The organism is Streptomyces sp. NPDC002588 (assembly GCF_040295925.1).
Taxonomy (GTDB): Bacteria; Actinomycetota; Actinomycetes; order Streptomycetales; family Streptomycetaceae; genus Streptomyces.
On record NZ_JBEOWF010000018.1, the window covers coordinates 51,310 to 77,202 of the forward strand.

Below are 25,893 nucleotides of genomic sequence, written 5' to 3' on the forward strand. Positions count from 1 at the left end.
ACGGTCATCAAAGACATCGAGATGCCGCCCGAACTGGCCTGGATCGCCTACCTGGTGGTGGGCGACGAGTTCCCGAGGGCCAGTGAGTCCGGGCTCTGGAACCTGGGCCACGCGCACTTCAAGGCCGCGCGGCACATGGAGATCGCGCCGGGCCAGGTGTCCCTGGCCCGGCGGCTGATCCGCGTCCACGCGTCCGGGCCCGCCGCGCAGGCGATGGACGACTACCTGCGTCAGCTCGAACGCAGCCTGCCCGAACTGACCTCGGCCACCGACGACATGGGCACCATGCTCCAGGCCGCGGCGGTACAGATCCAGTTCAGCAAGCGGATGACCGTCGCCATGACCGCTCTGGTGGCACTCGAGGTCGCTCAATGGGCGTGGGCCGGACCCGAGGCGTTCGAGGCCATCGTGGCCGCCGGGCAGCTCGCCTTCCGGCAACTGCGCAAGGAACTGCTGGAACGCCTGGTGGCCATCGCCGCGGGAAAGGCCGGGGCGGTGACCGGGGGAGCCCGTGCCGCCCTGGCCGGCCTCCGCAAGCTTCTGACCGACGCGGCCAGGACCGCCGCGCAGTATGCCGCCGTGGGCGGCGGGTTCAACGCCGGGATGGACCTGGCGATCCAGCTCTCGCAGATGGCGGAGGGTACCCGCGACAACATCGACGGCGACATGCTCCTCTCCGACCTGGCGCTGGGTGCCATCGGAGGCGGCGCCGGCGGCGCCTTCCTCGGCCTGGGCAGGAAACGTCCCCGCGACAGGGACGCGCACGGAGAGCCGTCGCCGACCGGCAGTACGAAGACCGGCGACCGCGGCCCCGGCACGGCGACCGAGAAGCCCGGTACCCGGACCACCGCCGGTCCCGACCCGGCCCAGGACCACACCACCGGGCCCGTGAACGGCCCCGGGAGCGTCCCGCCCGGTGACGACGGTGTCCCGCCGAACGCCGCCACCGCTGACAGCGGGCCCGCGCGCCCGGAGCCCGGCGCCCCCGTCGTCTCCCCGCTGACCGCGGCTGCCGCCTGGGGCGTCTCCGGGGTGGTGACGGCGAAGGCTGCCGAGGAGATGTACGGGAGACCGGAAGGCCAGAGCGAGGGGGAGTACCTGGCGCTCGGCTTTGCCTCCGGCGCCACGGGCGCCCTGGACTCCCACCTCCTCAAGTCGTACACGGCCCACCTGGGAGCCGACCTCGCGGCTCTTCGGTCTGCGCAGACGGGACTGGCCCGGGCCGAGGCCGCGGTGACCGACGCCACGCGGAACCTCACCGCCGCCCCGCCGACGGACGGCTCACCCCGTACGGAGACGCAGACGACGGCGGACGCGGACGGCCTCAGAGGCGACAGCGGCGACAGCGGCAAGCTGCCGCCGACGTCGTACGTCGCCGAGGGTTCCGACCCGCCGACGGCCGCCGGACTGCCCGGCGTGAACACCGTTCTGACCGCTCGACACGGCACCGACGGAGTCGTCGCCGGTACTGAGGCGAGGCCCGGGCCGACGCAGGGCGGCGGTACGGCGTCGGCAGGCCCGACGCGCACACCCCAGGCGAGCCCGTCCGCGCGTACCGAATCGGCCCCGGCCCCGGCCGCGCGTACCGAATCGGCCCCGGCCCCGGCCGCGCGTACCGAATCGGCCCCGGCCCCGGCCGCGCGTACCGAATCGGCCCCGGCCCCGGCCGTGCGTACCGAGGCGGCCCCGGCCCAGGCCCCGGCCGTGCGCAGCCACACGGACCGGCCGGCCGGGGAACGCGACCGGCTCCGCGCGACCGCCGTCGCCTCCTCCGGTCCCGACCCGGACCCGCCCGCCCCCCACCGGCCGGCAACGGGCCAGGACGCGCCGCCGCCGCGCCCCATGACGGGCCCTCCGGAGGCCCTGCCCGCGGCGACGGAGACGGCGGCGGAGACGGCGGCGACGGAGACGGCGACCGAGACGGCTGCCGCGACGACCGGCGGCGCGGAGCCCACCGCTGCCGACGGCCGGGCGCACGGCCATGACGGTCCCGTCGGCGACGGCCCCGCCCGGCCGGCCGCTCCCCGCATGCGGCTCGACAGCACGCCCCGGTTCGTCGTCCACTCCGCCTTCGAGGCCCGGCGGTTCATGTATGGGCCGGAACCGGTCACCGACCTCACGGTCAGGATCGCGTTCCGCGGCGGCGGCCACGCCCACCACCTGGACGCCGTCTGGACCACGATGAACCAGGGGGTCGAGGAATACTTCAACGGGCCCGGATACCGGCTGCCCGGCGGGGACCGACTGCACGTCACCGTGGTGCGCGCGAAGCCCGGTGAGGAAGCGCACCTGACGGTCGGCCTGGTCGGCCGCGACCGGGGCATGGACCAGCGGTCGTGGTGGCCGGACGCGAAGCCGGTGGACTACGCGCACGAACTGGGCCACCAGCTCGGTCTGCGCGACGAGTACCGCGACGAGACCGTTCCGCACCGTCCCCAGGTGGAGGGCAGCCTGCAGGGCGACTACCACGCCGACCCACCCGAGGGGCTGCGGAAGGGCGGCCTGCGCGACCGGCATCTGCACCTGATCGCCGCCGCCGTCGGTGACCTGCATCCCGAGGACCTGACACTTCCGCGCGGTGTCGGGTGGGAGCAGGCGCGGGGCGCCGCGACGGCCCACCACCGCGCTCACACCTGGGTCGACCCCATCTCCGACCCGTCACGCGAGGAACGCGCCCTCGGCGTCGGCGGCTCCCCGCGGAACGAACCGGCGGGCAGGGCCCCGCGCACGAATCAGTCGTCGAATTTCGCGGAGGCGCTGAAGAACAGGCGGAGGTTCGCGGACGAATCCGACGAGGAGGAGGCGGGGGCGGACTGGGACGACGATTCGTCGGTCGGGACGCGGTCCGCCGAGCCGGCGGCGGGCAAGCCGGCGACGCGGCCTTGGACGGGACCGGTTCCCCTCTACGACGTGCCGCGTCACGGCAACGAGGAGGGCGACGGGGAGCCCCGGACCCCGGAGCCCGACGAGCCGGCGGCCACCGAGACGGCCCCGGTGGCGCCCCCGCCGGCGTCGCTGCCGTCCGGGCCCTTCCAAGCGAGCACGCTGTGGACGGAGGCTCCCTTCGCGTTCGGTCTGGGGGTCCACAGGGGGCGCGGCAACGACTACGTCCCGGTCGCCTACTCGCACGAAGCCGAGGCGAACGCCACCGACGACCCGTGGTGGTATCGGAACAGGGCCTATTGGGCCATGGCGGACGCCGCCCAGCACCGGCTCGACCTGATCACCGGGCGGGCGCGGGCCACGGTCGGCAGTAAGGAGGCGAGCGCCGGCGAACGGGAGCGCGCCGAGCTGTTGCTGAAGACCGAGTCGGTGCTGAGGGAGGACGGGTGGAGGGCCGAGTACCGCAGTGAGTTCCTTCGCATGCAGATGCTGCTGAGGGAGAGCCGCGTCCTGGACGGTCTGCCGCGCGAGTTGGTCGTGAACGACCGCTGGGGAGCGGGGCCGGAGACAGGTGAGGAGACCAGGACACCGTGGGCCCTGGTCTCCCCGGACAACCCCTCAGGCCCGATCGGAGGTTCACTGCGCGGCGTCGACGGTGTGTCGGCGCGGTTCCACAGGTGGCTGAACGACAACGGCGGCGACAGCACCGTGCTCCACGACTGGGCGTTGGACCAGTCGGGTGGATCCATCAACACGGAGGCACTGCGGTTCAAGATGATGGTGAGCCATTTCCGTGGGTCGACGGATCCCGACGGCTTCCACCTGCCTCGCCTCGACGGGCCGCAGCTCAGGCACGCCACCATTCCGGCCATGAAGGGTGAGCCCGAGAGGACGGTGACCGAGTTCGACTCCCGTTATGTGTCGAGCATGGCAGCTCAGCATGCCTTCACCTACGAGATCCTCACCCGGGTGAGGATGCCGAACGTGGACCCGGAGAAGGCAGTCGTCCGGCTCCTGCGTCTGGACAGCCGGAATGTGGTGGGGGAACGCAATCCCTTCCTGAAGGCCGGCGATGCGGTGGACGTGCAGCGGGGCCCCTCGGACTCGTTCAGTCTGCTGACCCAGTACAAGGATCCGGACGCCACCGTTTTTCCGGGGCCGTTCTGGATCACCTCCCAGGAGGTTCCGCTGCACCGGGTCTTCGGGACCTATCTGCAGAGCCGAGCTCCGTCGGGCGAGGGGGAAGACGATCACCCTCTCTTCCTGTACGAGCACGAGAACGAGTTCCTGGCGATGTCCGACGGTGTGAAAATCGTTTTCCACGGCACGGATCTGCCTCCGCACTTGCTCCAGCACCGCGATCCGCCCTCCGGTTCGCCCTCCGGTCCGCACGCCGGGGAGGCCGGGGAGGTCGCTCCCCGGGCCCCTGCGGACGGCGGCGAGAGCACGGCACCCCCGGCGGGCCGTGAGGGCGGGCCCCACGAGCCGACGCCCAGGCCTCCCGGGGCGCTGATCGACGACGAACTGGACACGCGCCGCCCGCCCAGGATCGACGGGGCGCTGCTGCCGCCTCCCGTCGTCCAGGGGCCGAGCCGGTTCACGGACGACAGCAGGATGCCGGTCTACCTCAGCCACGAGCCGACCACCGCCGACCCCGGCGACCCGGCAGGTTTCGACGCCCACGGCGCCTTCGGCCACAGCGAGGTCACGCTGCGCGGCACCGATCGGGTCGTGGCGGAGATCGAGCGCAGGCTGGGGCGGGAGCCGGCGACCCGGCCGCGGGAGCCGACGCCAGGCGGCAGTCGTCCGCGCCGGGGCGGCACCGATTCCCTGCTGGACCGAGTGCGGCTCGCCCTGCAGACCGAACCCCGCACCTTCTTCGGCGACGGGCGCGAGTTCGTGTACCGCACCACCACGGGGAAGATCCGTAAGCTGCACGTCAGAACACGCAACTACGGGGAGTGGGAGCGCTTCGCCGACGGCTCGGGCAAGCTCACCAAGGTCGACACCATGCAGCGCGACCAGGTCACCACCGGGTCGAACAAGCGGGTGGGCAGCAGCCGGCTGCTCGCCGCCGGCCTGCCGCTGGGTCCGTCCAGCGGACATTTCGCCGCCTTCGGGCGGATCGCCGCGCGGCTCGGGTACGTGCACGCCTTCGACTACGTGATGCACGAACTGTCGCTGAGTCAGGTCGAGACCCGCTCCCTGGACGCCTCGCGCCCGCATCACGACGATGTCTACTACGAGTTGCTGGTCACCGACGGGTACACCCCGCGGGCGGCCCGGCGGGGCGTCCTGGGCACCCCCTGGCGGCGCAGGGCCGCGGAGCCGGGTGACCCCGACGTCAGCTCCGGCTTCGCGGTGCGTGACGGCCTCGGCGTGCGGCTGCCGGAGAGCCTGACGAGCGAGTCACAGCCGGGCCGGACACCGAGGACGATGTCGTTGAGCGCCGAGTCGGACTACCGGTTGGTGCACACCGAGGACTTCGGGCCGGTCCGGGAGATCCGCGACTGGGCACTGGGCAAGGTCGGTGCCGAGCCCGGCAGTTCCGCCTACCAGGAGCTCGACGCGTTCTTCTCCAGCGACAGCTTCCACCGGATGGCCGGCCGGCTGGCCCGCTCCCGGGTGGCCGGCGTGCCGCTGCAGGCCGACGACAGGAAGCGGACTCCGCTGGGCGCCTTCGTGATCGAGCGGATGGTGCCGGGACGGGCGGTGCTCGTCTCGGAGTCCGACCTGGCGGAGCTGCGCGACACCGGCCAGCTGACGGTGAAGAACGAGCGGAAGGAGTCCAAGACCTTCAGCCAGGAGGTCACCGCCGGCCTGGGCCCGGCGTTCAGCCTGTCCCATCCGTTCGGCGCGAGCTCGCCGACAGGGCTGCGGCTCCGGCTGGGGCCGGTCGGACGCTTCGGTCACACCCAGGGGCGTACCCAGGCGACCGGCGGCTCCGGCGCGGTCAAGGTGGTGGGCCGGGCCAAGGGCACGCCCACCGATCTGTACCTGGTCGAGAAGACCGTCCACGTACGCCGGACCGGGGACACCGAGGCGACGCCGTTCGTCACCTGGAGCCTGGACCGTATGACACACACCGAGGCGCGCCGGCTGGCCGGCTGGGACGACGGCACGACCTTGCGCAAGCAGAGTGGCCCGGAACCGTTCGCCCCGGCGTATCTCACCGGGGACCGTCCGCCCACGCTGGGCATGAGCCGGGTGGAGCGGTTCGCGTTCGCCGACGACCGGTACAGCGGCCGAGCGGCGGAGACCTCCCTGGTCACGGGGGGCACCGGCGCCACCCTGCTCGACACGCTCACCGACCAGGTTCTGGCGGCGGTCGCCCGCAGCCACCCCGGGACGGTCGCGCCGCTGGCCGATCTCGGCGATCCGTCCCGGTGGCGCGACGCCGCGCACTACCGGATGGTGCTGTCCAACACGCTGACGGTCGTGGGCGCGCTGGCGCACCACAGCATGGCCGGCAACCTGGAGGCGATGACCCGGACCGGCATCCGCGTCGGTCTGGTGGAGTCTGGCCAGCTCACCCGCGGCCACCGCTACATCCGGCTCGACGCCCGGCTGACCGGCCGGCGCTACGAGGGAACCCAGAACGACCTCAAGATCCGGTACAGCGCACCCGGCGCGACCTCGCTCGACGGCCAGCAGGACATCAAGCAGGGCTGGGGCGGCGGACTCGAGTTCCTGGCGTCGATACGCGACAAGGCCACCGACGACGTCGGCGCCCCCCACCACGCGGGCACCCTCCAGGTCGGCTACGAGGCGGACCGCCAGACGCAGCACGGCATCGGCTACGGTCCGAGCGCCACGACCGAGCCCTTGGCGGTCACCACCGGGCCGGCCCACCTGTTCAGCTACGGTCTCGAGATCACCGTGAGCACCGGCGGCTTCCGCCGGCCCCACAGCCTGCTGCGGGGCCTCGCCCCGCTGGGCACCCTGAGCACCCGGCCCTTCGTCCTCACCCGGAACCGGACCGATCTCATCGGGGGCGCCGGGGCGGTGCCCGCGGTTCGGGGCCGGGTGCTGCTCAGCATCCCCTCGGAACACATCCCGGCCCGCGATCCGCACGCGGCGGGGGCCGACAACCCGTACGCGGGTACGGACGCCGTCCGGATCACCCGGCTGGCCATGGACGTCGACGACGCCGAGGCGCTGGCGGCCGGCTCGCTCTCCGCCATCGACGCCGGGCGCCCGCCCGGGCCGCTCGGCGAGCACCCCCACCAGACCCTGACCCTGCTGACCACGGGCGACGAGCCCGGGATCGTGGACCGGGTCCTGGAGAAGGCGTCACATGGGTCGTGGCACTTCAGGGAGGCGGGCGCACCCGCGCACGACGCGGCGTCACGCCAGTTCCAACCGCCGGTTCCGACAGCCGACTTCGACCAGAGTTCCGGCCCGCTGGGGTCACGGATCACCGGTCTGTTCGCCACCGGGCCGTACCTCGACCACCTGGGGACCGTGGTCCACCGGGTGCGGGTGACCGGGCTCCGGGCCCTGGCCGGGCCGGCCCCGCTGAACTCCGAAGTGATGATCGGCGGCGGCACCCGGATGTCGGGGACACAGGGCAGGTCCGCCACCCACTCCTTCGGCGGTGTGCTGATCTACAGCCACTCCCACCCGACGGGTCCGGGCACCACGGGCAGCTACGGGGCGGCGTTCCGCCCGTGGTGGCGCTCCCGCGAGCAGTCGGCGGAGGTCGCCCGGACGGTCACCTCGGAGATCATCCTCGCCGACGCCGGCCATCATGTGCTGGTCGCCGGTGACGCGGAGCACGAGGTGGCGGCGGCGGTGCGCGCCGTCGGGCTGCTGTCGCCGCTGCCGGGCACCGTGCACGGCCGGGCCGGGGAACGGTGGAGGGTCCGGGGCGGCTGGCTCGGCCACCTTCCCGAGCGGAGCGCCCACCGGCTGGGGATCATCGAGGACGGGCTCGGCCCGGTGCCGATGTACACGGCCGGGCGGTGGAAGCAGCCGGACTGGTTCCGCGCCCACCCGTTCGCCACCTATCCCGTCAACTCCCTCGACACCACCGGGGTCCTGGGCGACTTCGACCGGAAGGTGCGCGACCTGGGGATCGACGAGGTGAGCCGGGAGAGCATCCGCAGGCTCGCCTCGGCCCGGATCCTGCGCGCGCTGCGCCGTGAGATGGTCGGCGTCGGCACCTCGATGCAGGCCAGGATCGGCGGCCCCGGCTGGAAGAGGGTCAGGATCGGCCGGCGCACGGTGCGGGTCCGGGCGCAGCTGATCCCGGTTCCGGGCGGCCAGGAGTTCGTCGGGGTGTGGCCGGGCACGAAGGTGCAGGACGACCGGGGGGCTGTCGAGACCGTCACCGAGGGCTTCAGCGCGGCGAACGGCCGCGACGCCGGGGTGCTGGTCGTCGAGGGCGTACACCCCGGCGGGACGGTCACCGGGGTGGGGCCCTCGTACACCGGGACGGGTTCCGGACGGCACGTGACGTCCGGGGCCCGGTCGGTCACCCGCGGCAAGGTGTGGTCGACGTCCACCGACGGGCCGCACGCCGAGTTCACCACCGGGTACCGGCTCCGGCTCACCCTGGAGATCAGGGGCGGCAGGGCGCGGGAGGACGGCGGCGCGAGGTGGTTTCGGGCAGGAGAGCCGCAGGACGCCGAGAACACCGGAGCACCGCGGCGGGTGGTCTCCGAGGGCGACGTCGGTGCGCTGCGTGATCTCGTCCCCGTCAGCCTGTTGCGGCCGGACACCGGCCGTCCGACCGGCTCCGCCGACCCGGGCACCGCCCCCGATCCGCTGCGGCCGCCGGAACCGGCCGTCGGACCACCGAGGGTGAACGTCCTGACCGGGAGCCGGATCCCCACGACACGCGAGCAACTCGACGCGTGGCGCGCCGTCCCCCACCCCGACGGTACGACCAGGCCGTTCACGGTGCCGGCCAACGGATTCCAGGTGCGTACGGTCATCGGCGCGGAGCGGATCCAGGCGGCGAACACCCTCGCCCTGGCCAAGGCGTACGACAACACGCTTTCCGGCACCCACGGGGAGCTGGCCGGTGACGCGCTGGACCGGGCCCTGGACAGGGCGACGACCTACGGCCTGACGGCGACGGGCACCGGTTCCCGGCAGGCACTGGAGGACGGCACCGGGAACGGGGTCCTGTCCGCGTTCTTCCATCGTGTCACCGGCGACGACGGCTACGAGGTCGCGGGCCTGACCGAGGACACCCTGGCCGACCTCTCCCAGGGGTCGCTGACCATCCACGCCAGACCGGACTTCGCCGGCGCGGAGTTGCTGACGGTGGACGACGGCGTGGAGATGGAGGCTCCCGAGAGGTACACCGAGAGCGACCGGGTGACCGCCGCGCGGGGCGGCACCCACGGGGCCGCGACCGGCGGGTCCGCGGCGGTCAGGACGGACACGGTCGGTGCGGTCGGTCCCGGCACGAGCGGCGCCGGATTCGACACCGGCGAGACCGACGGCCGGGCGACCGCCCACGACCTGATCAAGCAGACCAACGTCAAGCCGCGGACGGGCCGGGCGTTCGCGTTCGCCATCCCGGTCACCTGGCTGAGCGCCGCCACCGTGGACCGGCAGTTCAAGGACGGCTCGATCGCGGTCTGGGCCCGCGACCACATGGGCCCGTTCGGCGGCGTCAAGCCCGGACCACAGGCCGTGGAGTCCGGGACCCAGGTCGTCGCCTGGGTCCGCGAGGACATCGCCCGCGACCTCGGTCTGATCACCGACGCCAACTTCCCCGACCGGGTCGCCGAGGCCTGGGACAGGGTCAAGGACGTGGGCAAGGCATGGGCCGACGCGGACAAGAAGTACTGGACCCTGCGCCGCGGGGTCGCCGACCTGCGTGAGGCGGTCGACACGGCCACGATCAGGCGGGCCGTCGCCCGTCGGACGGAGCGTCGTGCCGTCGAGGCTTCGGCGCGGGTCCACCATTCGGTCCGGACGGAACCGGACGCCGGCGCCGCGACAGCCGCCGCCGACGCGCGGCAGGACCCTCCCACCGAGGCCCCTGCGCACGCGGAAGCCCCTGCGCACGCGGAAGCCCCTGCGCACGCGGAAGCCGCTGTGAACGCCTCGGACGCGCTGCGGGCCGAGGCGGATCTGGCGGTTCTGGAGGCCGGGGAGCGCGTACGCGCGGCGGCTCGCGACCAGGGGGCGGCGCGGGCCGCCCTGGCGGCGCGGATGCTGGAGCTGGACGAGCAGCGGACGACGGCCGAGGCCGCGGCCGCCGCCTTCCACCAGGTGCGGGCCGAGACCGACCGGCTCACCCGCTGGCACCGGCTGCCGGACGAGTCACCGGACGACTCACCGTACGATCCGGACGCGGTGCGGACCCGGGCCGGGATGCCCGAACCGAGGATGACGGCGCCTGCCGCCACCGGGCCGGCCGCCGACCCGATGGCCGAGGCGCCGCGCTACTCCCACGCCACCGCTTCCGACGGCTCGCCCGCGCTGCTCTCGCCCGAGGGGGCGATCCACCGGCTGGTGGATGTGCCGCGGGACGGCGACTCCTTCTTCCACGCCCTCGGCGAGGGCCTCGGCCTGACCGGCGACGCGCCCGGCCTGCGCGCGGAACTCGCCGACCGGCTCGCCGCCCTGGCCGACGACTCGCCCCTGCTCGCCCGTGTGGTCCCGGACGCGCAGGACACCTTCAGCGCCGCCGAGTTGCGCGCCGCGGGCGTCGACCTGGGGGCCGACACCCCGGAACGGCGGGAGTTCGACGCCTTGGGCGTGCTCCCGCACTCGGCAGGTCCGCGACCCACCCCCGAACAGCGGCACCGGCCGCTCACCGTCGCCCAGCGCCGCGCGATCGCCGTCGCGCAGCTGCGCCGCCCGGCGGGAGCCGCCGACGGGACCGGCTGGAACCACGGCGCGGCCGACCTCCTTCCGACGCTGGCCGCCCAGCGGTTCGGACGCGTAGTCCGCGTCGTCGGTGAGGACGGCGGCTTCCAGGACTACGGACCCGACCCCGACACGCCCGCTCCCGAGGGCGCCGACCCGGTGCTGCTGCACCTGACGGACCTGCACTTCCGCGCCGTGGACCCGGTTCCCACCCAGGGAACCACCGGGCGGGCCGCGCAGCCCCCACCACCGTCGGCGGCCGCGCCGGACGATGCCCTGCCGGCTCACGCCACCCGCCCCTGGACCTGGGAGGGCCCGGACGACCCGACGCACGCGGGCCGGCCCCGGTTCGACGCGGCATCGCACCCCGGCCGGCTCACCGACCCCGACGGCCATGTGTCCGACCTGGTCACGCCCACCGGCGACGGCAACCGCTTCTTCGCCGCCGTGGCCACCGCCGCGGCGGCGGCCCGGCAGGACTCCGACGCGGCGCCGCCACTCCCCGCGGCCCTGGCCGCCGCCGTGCGGGCGGAGCCGCTGCCGGCCACGGCCCGGCTCGACCCCCGGGCGACGTTCCACCGCCAGGAGCTGGCCGCCGCCGGGCTGACGCTCACCCCGGCCCAGGAGCGCGAATTCGAGCAGCGCGGTGGCCGGCTGCCCGCGTCCCTCCCGCCGCTCACCCCCGCACAGGAAGGCGACCTCATCCAGGTCCAGTTGGGCGCGGCCCGGCGCTGGAGCCCGGCCACGGCGCTGCTCGCCGCCGAGCTGACCGCGCGGGCCGGCGGGCTCCACCTGACGCTCGTCCACGAGGACGGCACGGTCGACACCTTCGGCACCGCGGCGGCTCGTGGCGCCGACACCGTGACGGTGTACGAGCGCGGCGACGAGTACCTCGCCGCCGTGCCCGTGCCCCCCGTGAACCCCGCTCCGCCACTGGATCTCCGGGCCGGACCCGAGTCCTTTCCGGAAGCCGTCGTCGCACAGCCGGAGTTGACCGCGGTGCCGCCCGAGTGGGCGCACCGGGCGAGCGAGGTCTATGGCGTGGCACCGGAAGCCGAGCGGTACTGGCATGACGTGCAGGAGGTGGCGCGGGCGGGGATGGCGGCCGAGCGCAGCGTGCCGCTGTCGCTACGCGCCGGACAGCAGTACATGGACGCGGTACAGGGCGCCATGAAGGACCGGGCCCAGGCCCTCGCCCGACAGCGCTCCGCCGAGGGCGACGGGCGGTGATGCCGGGGGGAAGGAAGTGCAGTGCGGGTTCCCTTCCTTACCCCTTGTCCTCCGGATCCGGCGGACGTCCTCCCTGCTGCGTACGGTGGTTCGTGCCGGCGGTGGTGACGAGAACAGGATTCGAAGATGCCAGCAGCGCAGCCCGACGCGAGTTCCCGGCCCGACGCGCCGACCGCACCGGCCGAGCCGGCCGCCGTGTGGCAGCAGCCGCTTCCCTGGTCGACTTCCCGGGCCGGCCGGGCGACCACGGCAGCCCAGGGCGAGGAACCCGAACAGCGCGCGGGGGAGCCGGACGAGACGCCCCGTTCTACCGCGCCGAGGGGGGCGGGCCTGTGGTTCGGACGGCGCCGCCGCGGGAGGGACGACACCGACGCCCGGGCCGAGGAGGAGGCCGGGGAGCCGGCCGCGGCCCCGGACGTGGAGCCGGCCCCGGACCCGGATGTGGACCGGGATGTGGACCGGGATGTGGAGCCGGACGCGGACCCGGACGACGGCATGCCGGCCCGCGCTTCCCGGCCGCGCGTCAGCGGAAAGGTCGCCGGGACCGGGGTCCTGCTGGGCGTCGCGCTGCTCACGACGCCGTTCCTCCTGCCACAGGACGGCGCCTCGGACCACACCGCGCGGAACGCCGCGGGCGCCCGCCCGGACGGCTCGCTCGGACCGGACGAGGGCCTGGCGCCGCCCGGCATCCCGACGACGCCGACCGCGCCGGAGCGTTCCTCCGCGCCGTCCCACAAGGCCACCGCCGGCCATCCGTCGGCGAAGGCCGCAAAGGGCGGGGCGGAGAGATCCACGGAGGGATCCACGGAGGAATCCGCAGGGAACTCCGCAGAGGAATCCGGGGAGAACTCCGCCGGGAAAACGGACGAGCCCGGCCATGAGGCGACTGCGGCGCCCGCCGCGGCGGCCGGCTCCGCGAAACCGACGAGCAGGTCGACCACCAAGTCGGGCACCGATTCGACCGCGCCCGGTACGGCCGTGCCGACCTCGCTGAACATCCCCGCGGGCCGGTCCCTCGGCCAGGGCCAGTCCTGGCACACCGACCGCCTCACCGTGACCATGCAGACGGACGGCAACTTCGTCGTCTACACCGCGGCGCGCAAGGCCCTGTGGTCGACGCGGACCAACGGCTACGGCTACCGGGCGAAGATGAACGGCAACGGCGACTTCGTCATCTACGACAAGGCCGGCGACGACATCTGGAACACCGGCACGAGCGGTCATTCCGGCGCGTACTTCCGCCTGGGTCACGACGGCAACGTGATGGTCGTCTACCAGGGACACGCCATCTGGAACGCGGGCACGAAGGTGTGAACTACCGCGCGCTCCGCCCCGTCAGGTGAGCCACTGGCGCACATGGCGACGCGCGGCGCTGATACGGGACTTGACGGTGCCCAGGGGCAGCTCGGTGCGCTCGGCGATCTCCGCGTAGCTCATATGGCAGATGTCCCGGTAGATCAGGGGCAGAGCCAGCGAAGGATAGTCACGCTCGAGACGATCGAGCGCCTCCAGCAGGTCGACTCGGTGGCCGGCGATCACGCTGGTGGTGCGCGGTTCCGGCGGATACACGGCCTCCATGGACAACGGCAGTTCGGCCGACCGGCGTTTCAGCTCGCGGTACTTCTGACGAGCACAGTTGGTGACCACCGTGTGCAGCCAGGTGCTGAAGAGGCTGCGCCGCTGGAACGAGGTGATGTTCCGGGCCACTTGAAGCAGCACGTCCTGCGCCGCTTCCTCGGCGTCCTGCCGGTTGGGCAGGAACCGCCCACAGCGACGCAGTACTTCGGGACGGATCGCCTGCAGCAGGGCGTCCAGCGAGGCCGGGTCTCCACCCGCGGCCAGGGCGGCGAGATCTTCGGCGTCAGGGGGGAGCGGCACGAGAGAACCCCCTTGCGTTCATAGTGTCGGACGACTCGGTCGGCACAGTGCGTGTCCCCTGCACGCAAGCCCGTGACCGGTGATCGCACGCTACCGGCAAGGCCGTTGTGCACGTGCCCAAAGAATGGTGATCATGTTGGTCCTGTGCACGTTGCGCACGACTGTGTCACGCGCCGACACTGACACACAGGCATCTGCGGTCGCAGAACCCGGCATGTCCGACGGGCGTGTCCGACGGGCGTGTCCGCCAAGGTGCCCTCACCGTCACGGCGGTGCGAGTCGGTGAGGCACCGGATGTCGCTCGTGGGCGGCACAACGGGCGGAATCCGACTCCGCCGTCCCCTGGTCCGGTCGAATGTCGAACAGCAACTGCGCTGGAGTTCCGCCTTCATGTCAACACTCGTCACTGTCGGACGTCACCGCCTGCAACGCCTCTTGGGACGCGGGGGTTTCGGCATGGTCTGGCTCGCCTATGACGACCTGCTCGAAGCCCCCGTCGCGGTGAAGGTCATGGCGGAGAAGTGGGTTCACCGGCTCGACCTCCGGGAGCGTTTCCTGGACGAGGCCCGGCTGCTGCGCCAGGCGGCGTCGGACCGCGTGGTGCAAGTCCACGACATCGGTGAACTGCCCGACGGCCGACCGTACTTCGTCATGACGTACGCGGAAGGCGGCACGCTCGCCGACCGGCTGGAGCAGGGGCCGCTGACCGTCGACCAGGCGCTGCGGTTCGCGGTGCAGGCCGCACGGGGTGTGGCCGTCCTGCATGCAGCCGGCATCGTGCACCGTGACATCAAGCCGTCCAACATCCTGCTCCACACGGTGTCGGGCGGTCGTGAGCGGCTGCTGGTGGCCGATCTCGGTCTGGCCAAGAGTCTGGCGCACGCCTCGGGACTGACGCAGGGCGTCGGATCACCTGGCTACATGGCCCCGGAGCAGGTCCCGGAGGACATCTTGGTCCATGTCGACGAGCGGGCCGACGTCTACGGCCTGGGCGCACTCACCTACGAGCTGCTGACCGGGAGCCTGCCGGGCTCGACGGGACAACTCGACTGGCCGGGGCCGCCGCGCCCCCGGGTGCCGGCGGCGGTCCGGCGCGTGACACGACGCGCCCTCGAACCGGAGCGGGAGCGGCGCTGGGCCGACGCCGCCGAGTTCGCCGACGCACTCGAAGCCGCCGGTGCCACGTCCATCCGCAGGCGCCTGCTCCGAACCGTCACAACCGGCAAGGGCACCGGTGGACGGCGAGTGGGAACCATTCTCGCCGGGACCGCCGTCCTCGTGACCGCGGGGCTGGCCACACACGCGGTCTTCGAAGCGGACTCCGCCGTGGACACGAAGCCCCGCGCGGGGGTCGGCAGCACCGCGACCGCAGAACCGTACGCGACCTCCGGCGTCTCGACATCACCGTCCCCGCGCCGGGCGACCGCCGTGGCGGCTTCGTCGGCCTCATCCACATCGTCCGCCGCGCCGTCATCAAGCTCCTCGGCCGAAACCGGCGCCGAAGCGCCGAAGACGACGGGCCCCTCCGGCAAGGCTGTGGGGTCGGCCCCGGACCCGAGCGAGACGGTATCGGCCTCGCCCGAATGGACGACGCTGACGGTGCGACACGACCAGCAGCTGATGCCGGGCGAGTCCTGGCAGACCAACCGGACGACCATGACGATGCAGACCGACGGCAACCTCGTCATCTACGACGAGGACCACCACCGCCGCTGGTCCTCGGGCACCTCCGGCACCGGCTACCGCGCCATCATGCAGGCCGACGGCAACCTGGTCGTCTACAACAAAGACACTTTCGGCGTCTGGAGTTCCGTCACTTCCGGCCATGACGGTGCCTATCTGTACTTCGGTACCGACGGCGACGTAAGCGTGGTCTACCAGGGCACCACCCTCTGGTCGGCCGGCACCCGGCACTGACCGGCCGCGGTCGTCATGCCCGGCTCCGTCCGTGAGCGTCCGGGGCGACTACTCGTCCATCCCGGGTATCGACACGATCTTCTCGGTCACCGTGCCCGGCCCGGTCGGCGCTTCGTCCTCTTCGGCCTGCGTGGTGTTCCCGGGGGCGGTCGAGGCGGCATCTGGAGCGGGTGCGTGTGCGGCGATCGTCTCCCGCAAGGGCCGGGTCTCCACGAGCATGCTGACCGCGCCGGCCGGATTGATGTAGAGCCGGTGTCCCTCGGATAACTGGGGAAGGAGATCGGCCACCGGCCGGACCTCGGCCAGTAGCCGTCCTGCGTGCCGGAGCTGTTCCGTCGAGGTGTAGACGGGGAGTACGGGAGTGCCGTCGTGCGCGGCGCCGGTCAGGGGGGTGCCGTCGGAGGTGACCCAGAAGGCCACTTCGGCGGCCGCGAGGCTGCGGTGGACGTCTTCGGCCGGGCCGTACCCGGTGCTGGCGAGCTGGACCGCGGCGTCGATCGGGTCGGTGGGATCGGGCCAGCCCAGGGTTTCGGGTGAGGGGCTGTACTCGGTGTTCTCCTGCCACTCCTGGATGGTGCCGTCCGGGCCGGAACGCCATCTGCCGATCACGGCCCAGGAGGGCAGCGGGCCCTCACCACGCCAGGCGGGGTCCACCTTGCCGATCCAGTCGCAGGGAGCGTTCCGGGCCGCCGTGCGGACCTCCTCCGGCGGCTCGGGAACCTTGTGCCGATCCGGCTGTGCGGGCAGTTCCACGGGGTTGCTCATCGCAATCTCGCTGTCAGTGGTGTCGGTGTCGTCAGAACTGGGTGCTCGGCGCTTCGCATGGGGACGGTCGAGCTGTGGGGCATTCGGTCATCAGATGCCGTGTGCTGCGGAGAGGTCCGGCCGTAACTGCGGTCATTGCGCGGCCGCGTCCTGATCCCAACGGCCGATCACCGCACGAAAACCCCTCACCTGACGGCCATTTCACACATCAGGCAAGGGCCGATCAACCCACTGGCAGTACCAGAGCCAGCGATGCACGGGGAAGTTCGCTCAGAATTTCTCGTTCCGGGTTCTCCGCGTACCACGGCTTCTGCCAGGCGGACCGAACAGCCCGTCTGTGTGCCGCTCGCGTGACCGTGCACCGTGGCGACAGCCGTCGCGCCGAAGGCCCTGGTGGCCGCCACCGCGGGCGCCACCAGGGCGCCGCACCGAGTCCGCATGCTGTAGCGCTTCACTGCTTTCTCCTCACCTTCTCGGAAAGGGTGCTCAGTTCGAGGAGTTGTGCGCGCATCAGTCTGCTGCTCTCACCTACCTCGCAACGCTCGGAGCCGTCCGCAGTGCACTCGTGAGCATCCGCGAGTGTGCGTACAGACATGAATTGCCGGCCAGAGAAGGCTGGTCAGAAAACCTCTGTCTCTCGCAGCCCGGGGTCGGGCGGGTAGCCTTTCGCACGGAGCCAGGTGTCGAGGGCGAGAGCGACGATGTCTCCATGCGGTACGCCGGTGTCGGCGCTGTAGCGGCGGATCCGACGCTGGAACTGGAGGACTTCGGGGACGGCGTGGTTGAGCTGTCCGCGTTTGGTGTGGCGGTTTCTGATGATGTCCAGAGTGTCCGGATGCGGCGTAAGAACGTCATCGCTCGGCTGGGACTCGGCTTCGAGCGCGTCGGCGATCTCATGTAGTCGGCGGGCATGGTGGGAGTGATCGGGCATGCGAGCTGCTCCGGTCGATTTGGAATAGGTGGATAGCTATCCGCCTATTGGGCTATTGGAATAGTCAGTACGGGGCGGCCGCCCCCTGCCTGGGGTGGCCGCCCTGTGCCTTGTGGTCGGGTCAGAAGCCGCGGGTGGTGAGCCACTCGTCCAGCGCGACGGAGACGATGTCGCCAATGGGCAGGTGGTCGAGTTCGTTGTCGAGCGCGAAGCGCTTGATCCGCTTCTTCAGCTTCAGCGCCGCGGGGACGGACGAGTCGAGGCTCTCGCGCGTGATGATGCGCTGGTTGAGGATCACGGCCGTCGCGGGGATGTCCTTCGGGCGGCCGGGGCCGTGAGCCCACGGCGTTCCCTCGCTCGGTGCTTCCTCCGGTCGCACGTACTGCTCCTGGTGAGATCCCGGACCATCGCTCCGCACCGGGAACGCGGTACCGCCCGCGACCGGAGAAGCTGCCGGACGGACTGCCACCTCGGCGGCCGTGGGCCTGTCAGGAGCCGCGGACGTGATGGGGGAGTGGCCGTGTCGCGCAGCGGGTTCGGTCGGTTGCGCGGGCCGCACCGCTGGAGCTGCAGGTTCGGCAGCCGGAGGCTCATGCTGCACTTGTCGCTCCACCCGCTCCTCAGCGGTTTCCATCCCGACCTCGGGGGCGACGAAGGCGGTGCGCACCGGCTGACTGGTGACCGGCTCCCGCACCGGGCTGCCGCTCGATACCACCTCGATGGTCGGCTGGGTGGAGGTCTGTGTCTCTTCGGGCGCTGCTGCGATCCGGCCCTGCTTCGAGGCCTCGTCGAGGACGGTGGAAGGAGCAGGCTCACTTTTCGGCGGTTCGGTGGTGGGACGGCCTGGGTCCTTGGGGGTGGCCTGTTCAGCGGCGTACTGCTCGGGGGTGAGCTCGGCGGTCGGGGGAGGAGGCGGAGGGGTGGTCTTCTTGGTTCCGCCCAAGGTACGGCCGCCGGTGCGGCGGGCCGGGGGCTTCATACGTTCGGTCATGCTGTGGTCAGCTCCTTCATCAGCTCGGCGTACTCGCTCAGCTCGGTCGGGATCTCGCCGAAGGCCTCCATGTAGTGCACCCAGGAATGGATGGTGGTCTCGGCGAGCGGGAACGCCTCGTCGCGGTCCGGGCCGATGCCCTCGCCCTCGGCGGGGTCGAGGAGCTGGTCCTTTGCCCGACTGGGCAGGCTGGTGCGGTCATCGGCCTTGACCATGACGACGTGGGCGGTGACGCCGTGCTCGTTGCGGGCGGCGGCGCGCTCGGCCTCGTCGAAGGTGGCCACGAGCTTGCGGCGCTCGATCTTGGTGGGGGCGACCGGGACGAGCAGCAGGTTCGCCTCGGTAACAGCCTCGTGGAAGATGCGGGCGCTGCCGCCGCCGGCGTCGACCACGATCGCGCCGAACTCGGCGCGCTTGGCACGGATGTATTCGGCGATGTCGTCGAACGGGTACCGCTCGACAACCAGGTTCTCGGGAATCTCGAAGCCGGCGGCCTGGGCGACCTTGAACCAGTCGTAGGCGGACTGGCTGGTGGCGTCGGCGTCCAGCAGCAACGTGGGCAGGCCGAGGACGACGGCGTAGTAGAGGGCGATGAACCAGGCGGAGGTGGTCTTGCCGGTGCCGCCCTTGAGCATGCCGACGACGATCACGAACGCGTCCCAGACGTGTTCTGTGGCCGCGGCCAGGGTCTTGTGGCGGGTGTTCTCGTTCACGTGTGCTTGATCTCCTCAAACGGGAAGGGGTGTTGTCTGATGCGCGCATCGGCGAGCGGGCCGAAGACAGGGGGCGCCCGTGCTGTCTTTTGGCGGCCGGCATGGCGCACGGCCACCTTCTTGATCTGCCAGGCAGGGCGGGAAACACCCGCGACGACGTGATGGGTCATGGCCGCTTCCTCGGGTCGTGGGTCGGTCCGTGCTTGTGCTGGGGCCGCATGCGAGTGCCTGCTTGGTGCAGGAGCCGATAGACGGTGGCGACGGAGTAGCTGTGCTCGCGCGCGAGTTCCGGCACCGTGGCTCCGGCCTCGTACCGGGCTCGCAGGGACAGCGCGACCTTGTACCGTTCGGCGGCCCGGGCCGTCGCGCGCATCCGCAGGGTCTGCTGGGTGGTGCGCACGGTGCCACCGGCCTCGATCAGCAGGCGCCGTGCACCGCGCCTCGTTTCTCCTACCGCTGCGGCGAGTTCGGTGAGCGTTGCGCCGTGCTGCTCGTACAGGGTGCGCAGGTGGGCCGCGAGGCGCTTGCGGGCTTGTGGGTTCTGCCGCATCCGGCGGGTCTGCCAGGAGGTGCGCATGACGGTCCCGGCGTCGTGCAGCCGGTTGAGGACCGTGCCGTAGGACAGCCCACTGACGGCGACGAGTTCGTCGACCGTGGCACCGGCCTCGTACTGCTTGCGCAGGGCTTGGGGCGTCACCTCGTTGCTCGGATCAGAGGTGATCGGGGGTTTTGGGTTCATGCGACGGACTCCCATTCGCTGAGGGCTTCGGCATGGGCGGAGGCCAGCTCGTCGTAACTGCGCTGGTCGGATGGGGTGATGAGGATCAGGCGGCCGTCGGTGGCGACCCGCCAGTCGGCGGCCGGGCGACCGGTGAGCGGGTCGAGGACGCGCCCGTCGGGGGTGTGCCACATCGCCGGGATCTCATCGGGGCGCGGCAGGGGTACCAGGACCTGACGGCCGTCGCGGACCAGTACCACGGCCCTGCTGCGGTGCTCCGAAAGCCGATCCAGTGCCTGCTGGTAGGCCGCCCGTTCCGCCGTGTGCAATGCCTTGCGCCGGGCCGCGATGCCCCAGGTGCCGTGTTGCTCGGCGACCTTGGCCCAACCCTGTGCCGGCGCTGCGGTGTGGCCGTTGTCGGCGTCCGGGAGGCGGATACCAAAGCCCTCCAGTGCGCGTGGTGCGAGGGTCCAGGTCTCCCCGGTGTGCTGGACGAGGCCGTGGTCGGCGAGGCGTTTCAGGGTCCGGTAGGTGGTGGCGCGGGAGACCGAGGAAGTACCGACAAGCTCGGCAACGGTCTGGTCGGGGCGCAGGTGCAGGGCGCTGATGATCAGGAGAGCGGCGCTGCCGAGGGCCTGGTGGGCGAAGGCGTCGTGACCCATCAGACGGCCGAGGACCGTGGACTCGATGTCGGCCGTCGTGGCCGTCTCAGGGGTGGTCCACTCCCCAAGTGCCGGGTCGGGGGGGAACTGAGTGGACCGGAAACGAGACAGCAGAGCGTGGTCGCCGTGTCCCGGGATGGTGCCCTCGCCGAGGTACCAGGTCGAGCCCTCCCGGCCATGACCCACCCGCAGACGCCGCAGCCAGCCCTGTGGCCGGAGGACCGTCTCGTAGACGACCCGCAGCGTCGTGCGGGAGACCCCGGCTTCCTCCGCGGTCTGCCGCTCACTGGCGTGGTGCAGGGGGCCGCCCGCGATCTCGGCGAAGTTCAGGTGCGCCCGCAGCACCCGCAGCGCGGTCCAGCCACGCTCCCCGCGCCACGGTGTCGTTTCGATCCGGTCGCGCAGTGCGGCGAGGACTTCGTACGCCTCGTTCCGGGAACTCAGCGCGATGGTGGTGCGGATTGCGTCCGAGGCGCTGGCCCACACCCGGCGGATGTAGTCCACGGCGCGCGACTGCCCGGAACGCAGCGCGATGTTGCGGGTGTGCCGTCCGCCTTCGTGCTCGGGGTGCAGCAGGAGCTGCGTGAGCTGGTCGACGGTGCCGCCGGCACGGGCCACGTGGCAGGCGATGGCCGCAGTGATCCGGTGACCGTGCTCGGCCGCGCCCTGGCGGTCCGCGCGCAGGACCACGCTCCGGCGGTCGGAGCCGAGCCTGCTGTAGCTTCCCGCCGCGTAGCGGCCGGTGAGGTCTCCGAGCAGGACAAGGTCAGCCGCAGCCGGAGGCAGCCTGTGAAGGCCCAGTCGCTCGCTCGGGTGAATTGGACGTCGGGGTGAGTCTGCCTGGTGGGTGTGGTGTGGCACTGTGGGGTCGTCTCGCAAGGACGTGGACGCCACCCAGGCCCGCTAAAACCACGGGTGGTGTCCGGAACCGACCTCCAATCGGTGCCAAGCGGAGCCTCCAGGATTGCCGTCCTGGAGGCCTTCGTATGCCTGGCTCCGCATCAGAGGCAGGCGTCCCCATCGCGGCTCGACCGAGATCGATTCGGAGGGCCGCCAGCGGAGTCCAGATCCGTTCGACACCGCCCTGACCTCGGCCGATTCGGGGCCAAACAGAGGGCGATTGCCTCTGACTGGCTCCGAGCAGCTCGGGTCGAACCCGGGTCGAATCAGAGCGGTTTCCTCTGACTGCCTCCGATCGCCTCTGCAACCCGACCTAGCAGGTCACAACCGATACGGCTCGCAAAAGCGCAGGTCACAAGGGTGCTCAGGAATACCCGGCGTATAGCCCGACTCGTCTGCCGCCTCGTATTTCCGCAGGTCAGAGGCCATGTTTACTGACTAAACAAACGCTCGGGGTCGAATCCGGGTCGAATCCGTGCTGTGGGTTTCGTCGCATCTGTCCACTTCCTATGCGGCATGTCCGGGTATTCCGGGTGTCAAATGTGGTCCACTGCCGCTCTGTAGGAGACATCTCGGATTCTGATGTATACGGAAGTACATGTACGAGGTGTCCTCTTGCGGACCTGTCGTGACAGCTGCCGATGGCGCCCTCTCGGGTGTCGCGGGACGTGCCGGACTGAACCCCGTGTGGCAGCGAAGGCTGCCGTGAATGGGCATGGGCGCTTGTGCGAGGCAGGGACGGCCCCTGCTCGCGCAGCGGGGGTGCACCATCGCGCAGGACGTCTGGCTGCGTACTCTCGCCGAGGTCGTCGAGTTCCATGATGCAGCCGCCGTCCGGCGGTGTTGCCGAGCGTCGGCCACCGGACGCAGTAACACCGGCGAAGTCCCCGCAGGCGCACAGCACTTCTGACGCACGAGACACGGCCTACCTCCCCCCGAGGGAGCCGAGGGGCAGGTCGGCCAAGTGCGCTTTGGGAAGACTGCTGCCTCGACGTCCGTCCCATGTGGTGCTGTCCCGTGAAGAGTTGCCGACCCGCTGCCGGAAGATCACGACGTCCACCGGTGACGGGCCGGTACGGCACTCAGGCCGGAACCGTGAGCTTCAGGTCCAGTACGGGGATGTCGACGCGGCCGTCACCGTCGGTGTACCAGCGCCAGTGCGCGTCCTGGGCATCCCCGTAGACGAGTCCGGTCCAGCCCGCACCGCCCGGGCCGCACAAGGCTGACAGTTCGGCGGACTCTCGCGAGCCCGGCGTACCCGCCACCACGACCAGTCCCTTGAGCGGCCGGCGCGAGGCGGCGCCGCGTACCGTGGCTTGTGCCGGGACCGGAACGGCCACGACCGGAGGGGGGACCTGCGGCAGCTGCTGGAGGCTCGGCGGAACGGCGAGCGGCGGAGCATCGGCCGTTCCCCGCAGCACTGTCACCAGTGTGCCGGGGCGGGTACGGGCGATCTCCGCCAGCAGGTTCTGCACGACGTCACGGGCCACCGCCTTCTCGCCGGTCACGCTGAGGACGCCGTCCAGGCGGCTGAGGTCGACGAACACGGGCCGGCCGTCTGCGCCCGTGCCTGCCCGTACCAGACAGGCCGTGGTGGGAACAGCGGGTGAGGTCACGCCGCCGTCGCCCGGGACCTGCCGGCCCGGCGCGGCAGCGGGACGACGCCAGCGCGTGCTGTCGATGCTCGTCCATGATGCATCGGCCGCATCGGACGCCGACAGCCACACCGTCACGCCGGTGTCATCGACGCTCAGCGCGTGCACCGGCCTCTCGGGCTCCCGGTCCGTGGCAGCGAACTCGCCGAGGGTGCCGTAGGCACGCCGCACCGCGTCGAGGTCTGCGGCGAACCAGCGGCTGGTCGCCTGCCGATGCGCCAGCCTGCGGCGCCGGCGTGCGGGCTCGCCCAGCTTGCGAAGGCCCCGGCGGACGACGACGTACCCGGCACGCACCTTCCGCCGGCCCACGATGCCCGCGGTGACCAGGGCGAGCAGGATCGCGCCGAGCAACGCGATCGCGGCGGCCAGAGGGATGGTGAGCATGGTGGACTGCTCGTCGCCCGCGCCCGGCGGAGCCGACGACCCGGAGGCCGGGGGAGCGGAGGCACTGCTCTGGCCTCCAGTGTCTCTGGCCAGTTGCACCCCAGCTCCTGAGGCGTCTGTCGGCAGTCGCAGTATCCAGCCCGGGTGTAGCTGCTCGCCGGGACTGCTGAGGGCACTTCCGTCCTTCTGCGTCAGACCGCGGTTGAGGTCGAAGATCTCGTCGGCCCGCGCCTCGTCTCCCAGTGTGGCCGCGGCGATCGACTGCAAAGTGGCGAGCTGCCCGCCGGTCTGCGCCGGGTCCTGGACCACGAACACCTTGATCAGATCGTCGCCGGGGGCTGCCGCCTCGGCGGAACCGGTCGCGCCGATCGCCACCAGGAACGCTGCCAACAGCGTTGTCAGGGCGTACAGCAGAGCCTGCGGGATGCGGTGTGCCGTGACGGTTCTCGGCCGATGGTCGGGCACCTGGCCCGCGCCGTTGCTCATCGTGTCCACCCATGTCGTCCGGTGTTGCGTTGCACCGACTACACGGGACCACCCGGCCGAAAAGTTCGAACCTGACGCGGAATTTGTTGAACCTTCCGCGAGCCCGGCCCCGTGTACCTCGCGATCGCACGTCAACGCATCGGACCGGACCGGGGGAATCGCAATGGCACGCCGGCACTCGAGCCCCGAGGACTTCGAGCTTCTCGGGATGGACTCGGACCCGACACCGGGCGACCCCGACATCATCTTGAAGATCGTGCAGCGCTACCAGAGCGTCGGCGACGACGCGGAGCGGGCGCTCAACATCGTCAAGCGGGACGGGGCGATCTCTGAGGGCACCGGTGACGCGATGGATGCGCTCAGAGCGAAGGTCGGCGACGACCTGCCGGACAAGCTGACCAAGACCAAGACGTCGTACCACGACGCGGCTCAGGCCTACAGCGAGTACGTTCCCCGGCTGGAGGAGGCGCAGGGCGTCTTCGACCAGGCCGTGGACCGGGCGCGAGCCGCCGCGCCGCAGGCGAACCAGACTGCGCGGCAGTTGGGCGCCGATGCGACCGACGAGCAGAGGGCGCAGGCGCGTTCGACCCAGGATTCCATCGACGCGGGCCAGGCCGAGATGGGTGCGGCCCGGAGTCTGGCGGAGCAGGCGAGGACGCTGCGGGAGAGCGCGCAGCGCCGGCTGGTCCAGGTGCTGGACAAGGCGGCGGAGGAGGCAATCCCGGAGCGGAACATCTTCCAGAAGATCGCCGACTTCTTCAAGGAATTTCCGTTCGTGCAGGTCCTGGTGGCCGCCTTCGTGGCGATTCTCGCGGTCTTCTTCCCTGTGGTCGGAGCCCTGCTCGGCGGCCTGTTGTTCGTCTTCAACCAAGTAGTCGCAAGTCAGACAGGCGGAATCAAGGCCGGTGACTTCGTCACCGGCCTGCTGGGCATCATCCCCGGCGGCGCGCTCCTCAAGTTCGGCGGCCGGCTCGCGGAGGCCATCAGTCCCGCCCTTGCCGCCACAGTGAAGAACCTCCCCCTGATCAAAAAGGCCACGGGCAGCATCGGCAGCATCGGCGAGTCGCTCACCAACAACAGGGTTGTCGGGGGCTTCCTCGGCAATTCCGTCGGCAAGTTCATCGGCGACGCCTTCGTCGACGCCGGCAAGAAATTCGCCGTCAACGCCGGCATCGAGGCGGCCGCCAAGAAAGCCAATGGCGACGAGCTCACGTTTGCCGGCGTGCTCGGCGGAGCCGCAGCCGGTGCTGTTGCCGGAGCCCTCTTCAAGGGCGGGGTGGGCGCCATCGGCAAAGGCCGAGGCGTCCCGTCGGTGGAAGAGGGCCAGAGTGGCCGGTTCGGCAACACGACGGCGCCCGCGGTGGGCGATTCCCTCGGCAAGAAGGCGTCCGACCAGCTGGGCAGCTTCGTCGAGGAGGGCGCCAGCGTCGGTACGAAGATCGGGGTCGGCGTTGCTCAGGGCGGCGATGCCAAGGACATCGCGGCCGGGGAGATCGCCAATGGCGCCTCGAAACTCGCCGTGGGCGCGCTAGGCAAAGCCGGCCTGGGCCGTGGCGTCGACAGCGTCGCCGACAAGATCCCCTTCAAGGGACGCCCCCGACCGGATGCCGCGCCCGCGGCGCCTCCGCCGGACGTCACCCCGCCGGCGTCCCCGACAGGCCCGCGGCCTGTGACGCCGCCTCCGGCTGATCCGCGGCCTGAGACTCCGGTGATTCCTCCGGCTGATCCGCGGCCTGTGAAGCCGCCTCCGGCTGATCCGCGGCCTGAGACTCCGGTGACTCCTCCGGCTGATCCGCGGCCTGTGACGCCGTCTCCGGTTGATCCGCGGCCCGCAACCTCGGTGACTCCTCCGCCGTCTCCGGTTGATCCGCGGCCCGCAACCTCGGTGACTCCTCCGCCGTCTCCGGTTGATCCGCGGCCCGCAACCTCGGTGACTCCTCCGCCGTC

General features: G+C 71.6%; 12 protein-coding genes and 1 pseudogene. 5 read left to right on the forward strand and 8 right to left on the reverse strand.

Annotation, left to right across the window (positions count from 1 at the left end; translation table 11 throughout):
- Positions 1 to 21 precede the first annotated feature (21 nt).
- Positions 22 to 11,946, forward strand: coding sequence for a WXG100-like domain-containing protein (locus tag ABT057_RS21790; protein ID WP_352344847.1), 11,925 nt, complete (start codon positions 22 to 24; stop codon positions 11,944 to 11,946).
- Between the two features lie 126 nt (positions 11,947 to 12,072).
- Positions 12,073 to 13,260, forward strand: a complete 1,188-nt coding sequence (locus tag ABT057_RS21795) for a hypothetical protein (protein WP_352344849.1) — start codon at positions 12,073 to 12,075, stop codon at positions 13,258 to 13,260.
- A gap of 21 nt (positions 13,261 to 13,281) precedes the next feature.
- Here ABT057_RS21795 and ABT057_RS21800 read toward each other — a convergent pair whose 3' ends face one another.
- A complete protein-coding gene (locus ABT057_RS21800; RefSeq protein ID WP_352344851.1) occupies positions 13,282 to 13,824 on the reverse strand; it encodes an RNA polymerase sigma factor in 543 nt (180 codons plus the stop codon).
- Between the two features lie 390 nt (positions 13,825 to 14,214).
- Between ABT057_RS21800 and ABT057_RS21805 the strand changes: the two genes are divergently transcribed.
- Entirely contained in the window at positions 14,215 to 15,741 is a 1,527-nt protein-coding gene (locus ABT057_RS21805) for a protein kinase domain-containing protein (protein ID WP_352344852.1), read from the forward strand.
- Positions 15,742 to 15,789: 48 nt separating this feature from the next.
- Here the strand turns inward: ABT057_RS21805 and ABT057_RS21810 are convergent, their stop codons facing one another.
- Entirely contained in the window at positions 15,790 to 16,506 is a 717-nt protein-coding gene (locus ABT057_RS21810) for a type VII secretion system-associated protein (protein WP_352344854.1), read from the reverse strand.
- Positions 16,507 to 17,071: 565 nt separating this feature from the next.
- Here ABT057_RS21810 and ABT057_RS21815 point away from each other — a divergent pair.
- Positions 17,072 to 17,407: a hypothetical protein gene (locus ABT057_RS21815; protein WP_352344856.1), complete on the forward strand. Its 336-nt coding sequence runs from the start codon at positions 17,072 to 17,074 to the stop codon at positions 17,405 to 17,407.
- 151 nt (positions 17,408 to 17,558) lie between these two features.
- Here ABT057_RS21815 and ABT057_RS21820 read toward each other — a convergent pair whose 3' ends face one another.
- The 6 genes from ABT057_RS21820 to ABT057_RS21845 form a co-directional block, all read right to left on the reverse strand.
- Positions 17,559 to 18,380: a hypothetical protein gene (locus ABT057_RS21820; protein WP_352344858.1), complete on the reverse strand. Its 822-nt coding sequence runs from the start codon at positions 18,378 to 18,380 to the stop codon at positions 17,559 to 17,561.
- A gap of 44 nt (positions 18,381 to 18,424) precedes the next feature.
- Entirely contained in the window at positions 18,425 to 19,141 is a 717-nt protein-coding gene (locus tag ABT057_RS21825; protein WP_352344860.1) for a ParA family protein, read from the reverse strand.
- Positions 19,138 to 19,311 (reverse strand): hypothetical protein, encoded by a 174-nt coding sequence (locus ABT057_RS21830; protein ID WP_352344862.1) that lies wholly within the window; start codon positions 19,309 to 19,311, stop codon positions 19,138 to 19,140. The genes ABT057_RS21825 and ABT057_RS21830 overlap by 4 nt, the downstream gene beginning before the upstream one ends.
- Positions 19,308 to 19,880, reverse strand: coding sequence for a helix-turn-helix domain-containing protein (locus ABT057_RS21835; protein ID WP_352344864.1), 573 nt, complete (start codon positions 19,878 to 19,880; stop codon positions 19,308 to 19,310). The genes ABT057_RS21830 and ABT057_RS21835 overlap by 4 nt, the downstream gene beginning before the upstream one ends.
- Positions 19,877 to 21,211 carry a MarR family winged helix-turn-helix transcriptional regulator gene (locus ABT057_RS21840; RefSeq protein WP_352344866.1) on the reverse strand — a complete coding sequence of 445 codons (1,335 nt, stop codon included), beginning with the start codon at positions 21,209 to 21,211 and terminating at the stop codon, positions 19,877 to 19,879. The genes ABT057_RS21835 and ABT057_RS21840 overlap by 4 nt, the downstream gene beginning before the upstream one ends.
- Positions 21,212 to 22,503: 1,292 nt before the next feature.
- A complete protein-coding gene (locus ABT057_RS21845) occupies positions 22,504 to 23,946 on the reverse strand; it encodes a hypothetical protein (RefSeq protein WP_352344868.1) in 1,443 nt (480 codons plus the stop codon).
- 163 nt (positions 23,947 to 24,109) lie between these two features.
- Here ABT057_RS21845 and ABT057_RS21850 point away from each other — a divergent pair.
- Positions 24,110 to 25,893 (forward strand): annotated as a pseudogene (locus ABT057_RS21850) (putative T7SS-secreted protein); the annotation flags it as partial.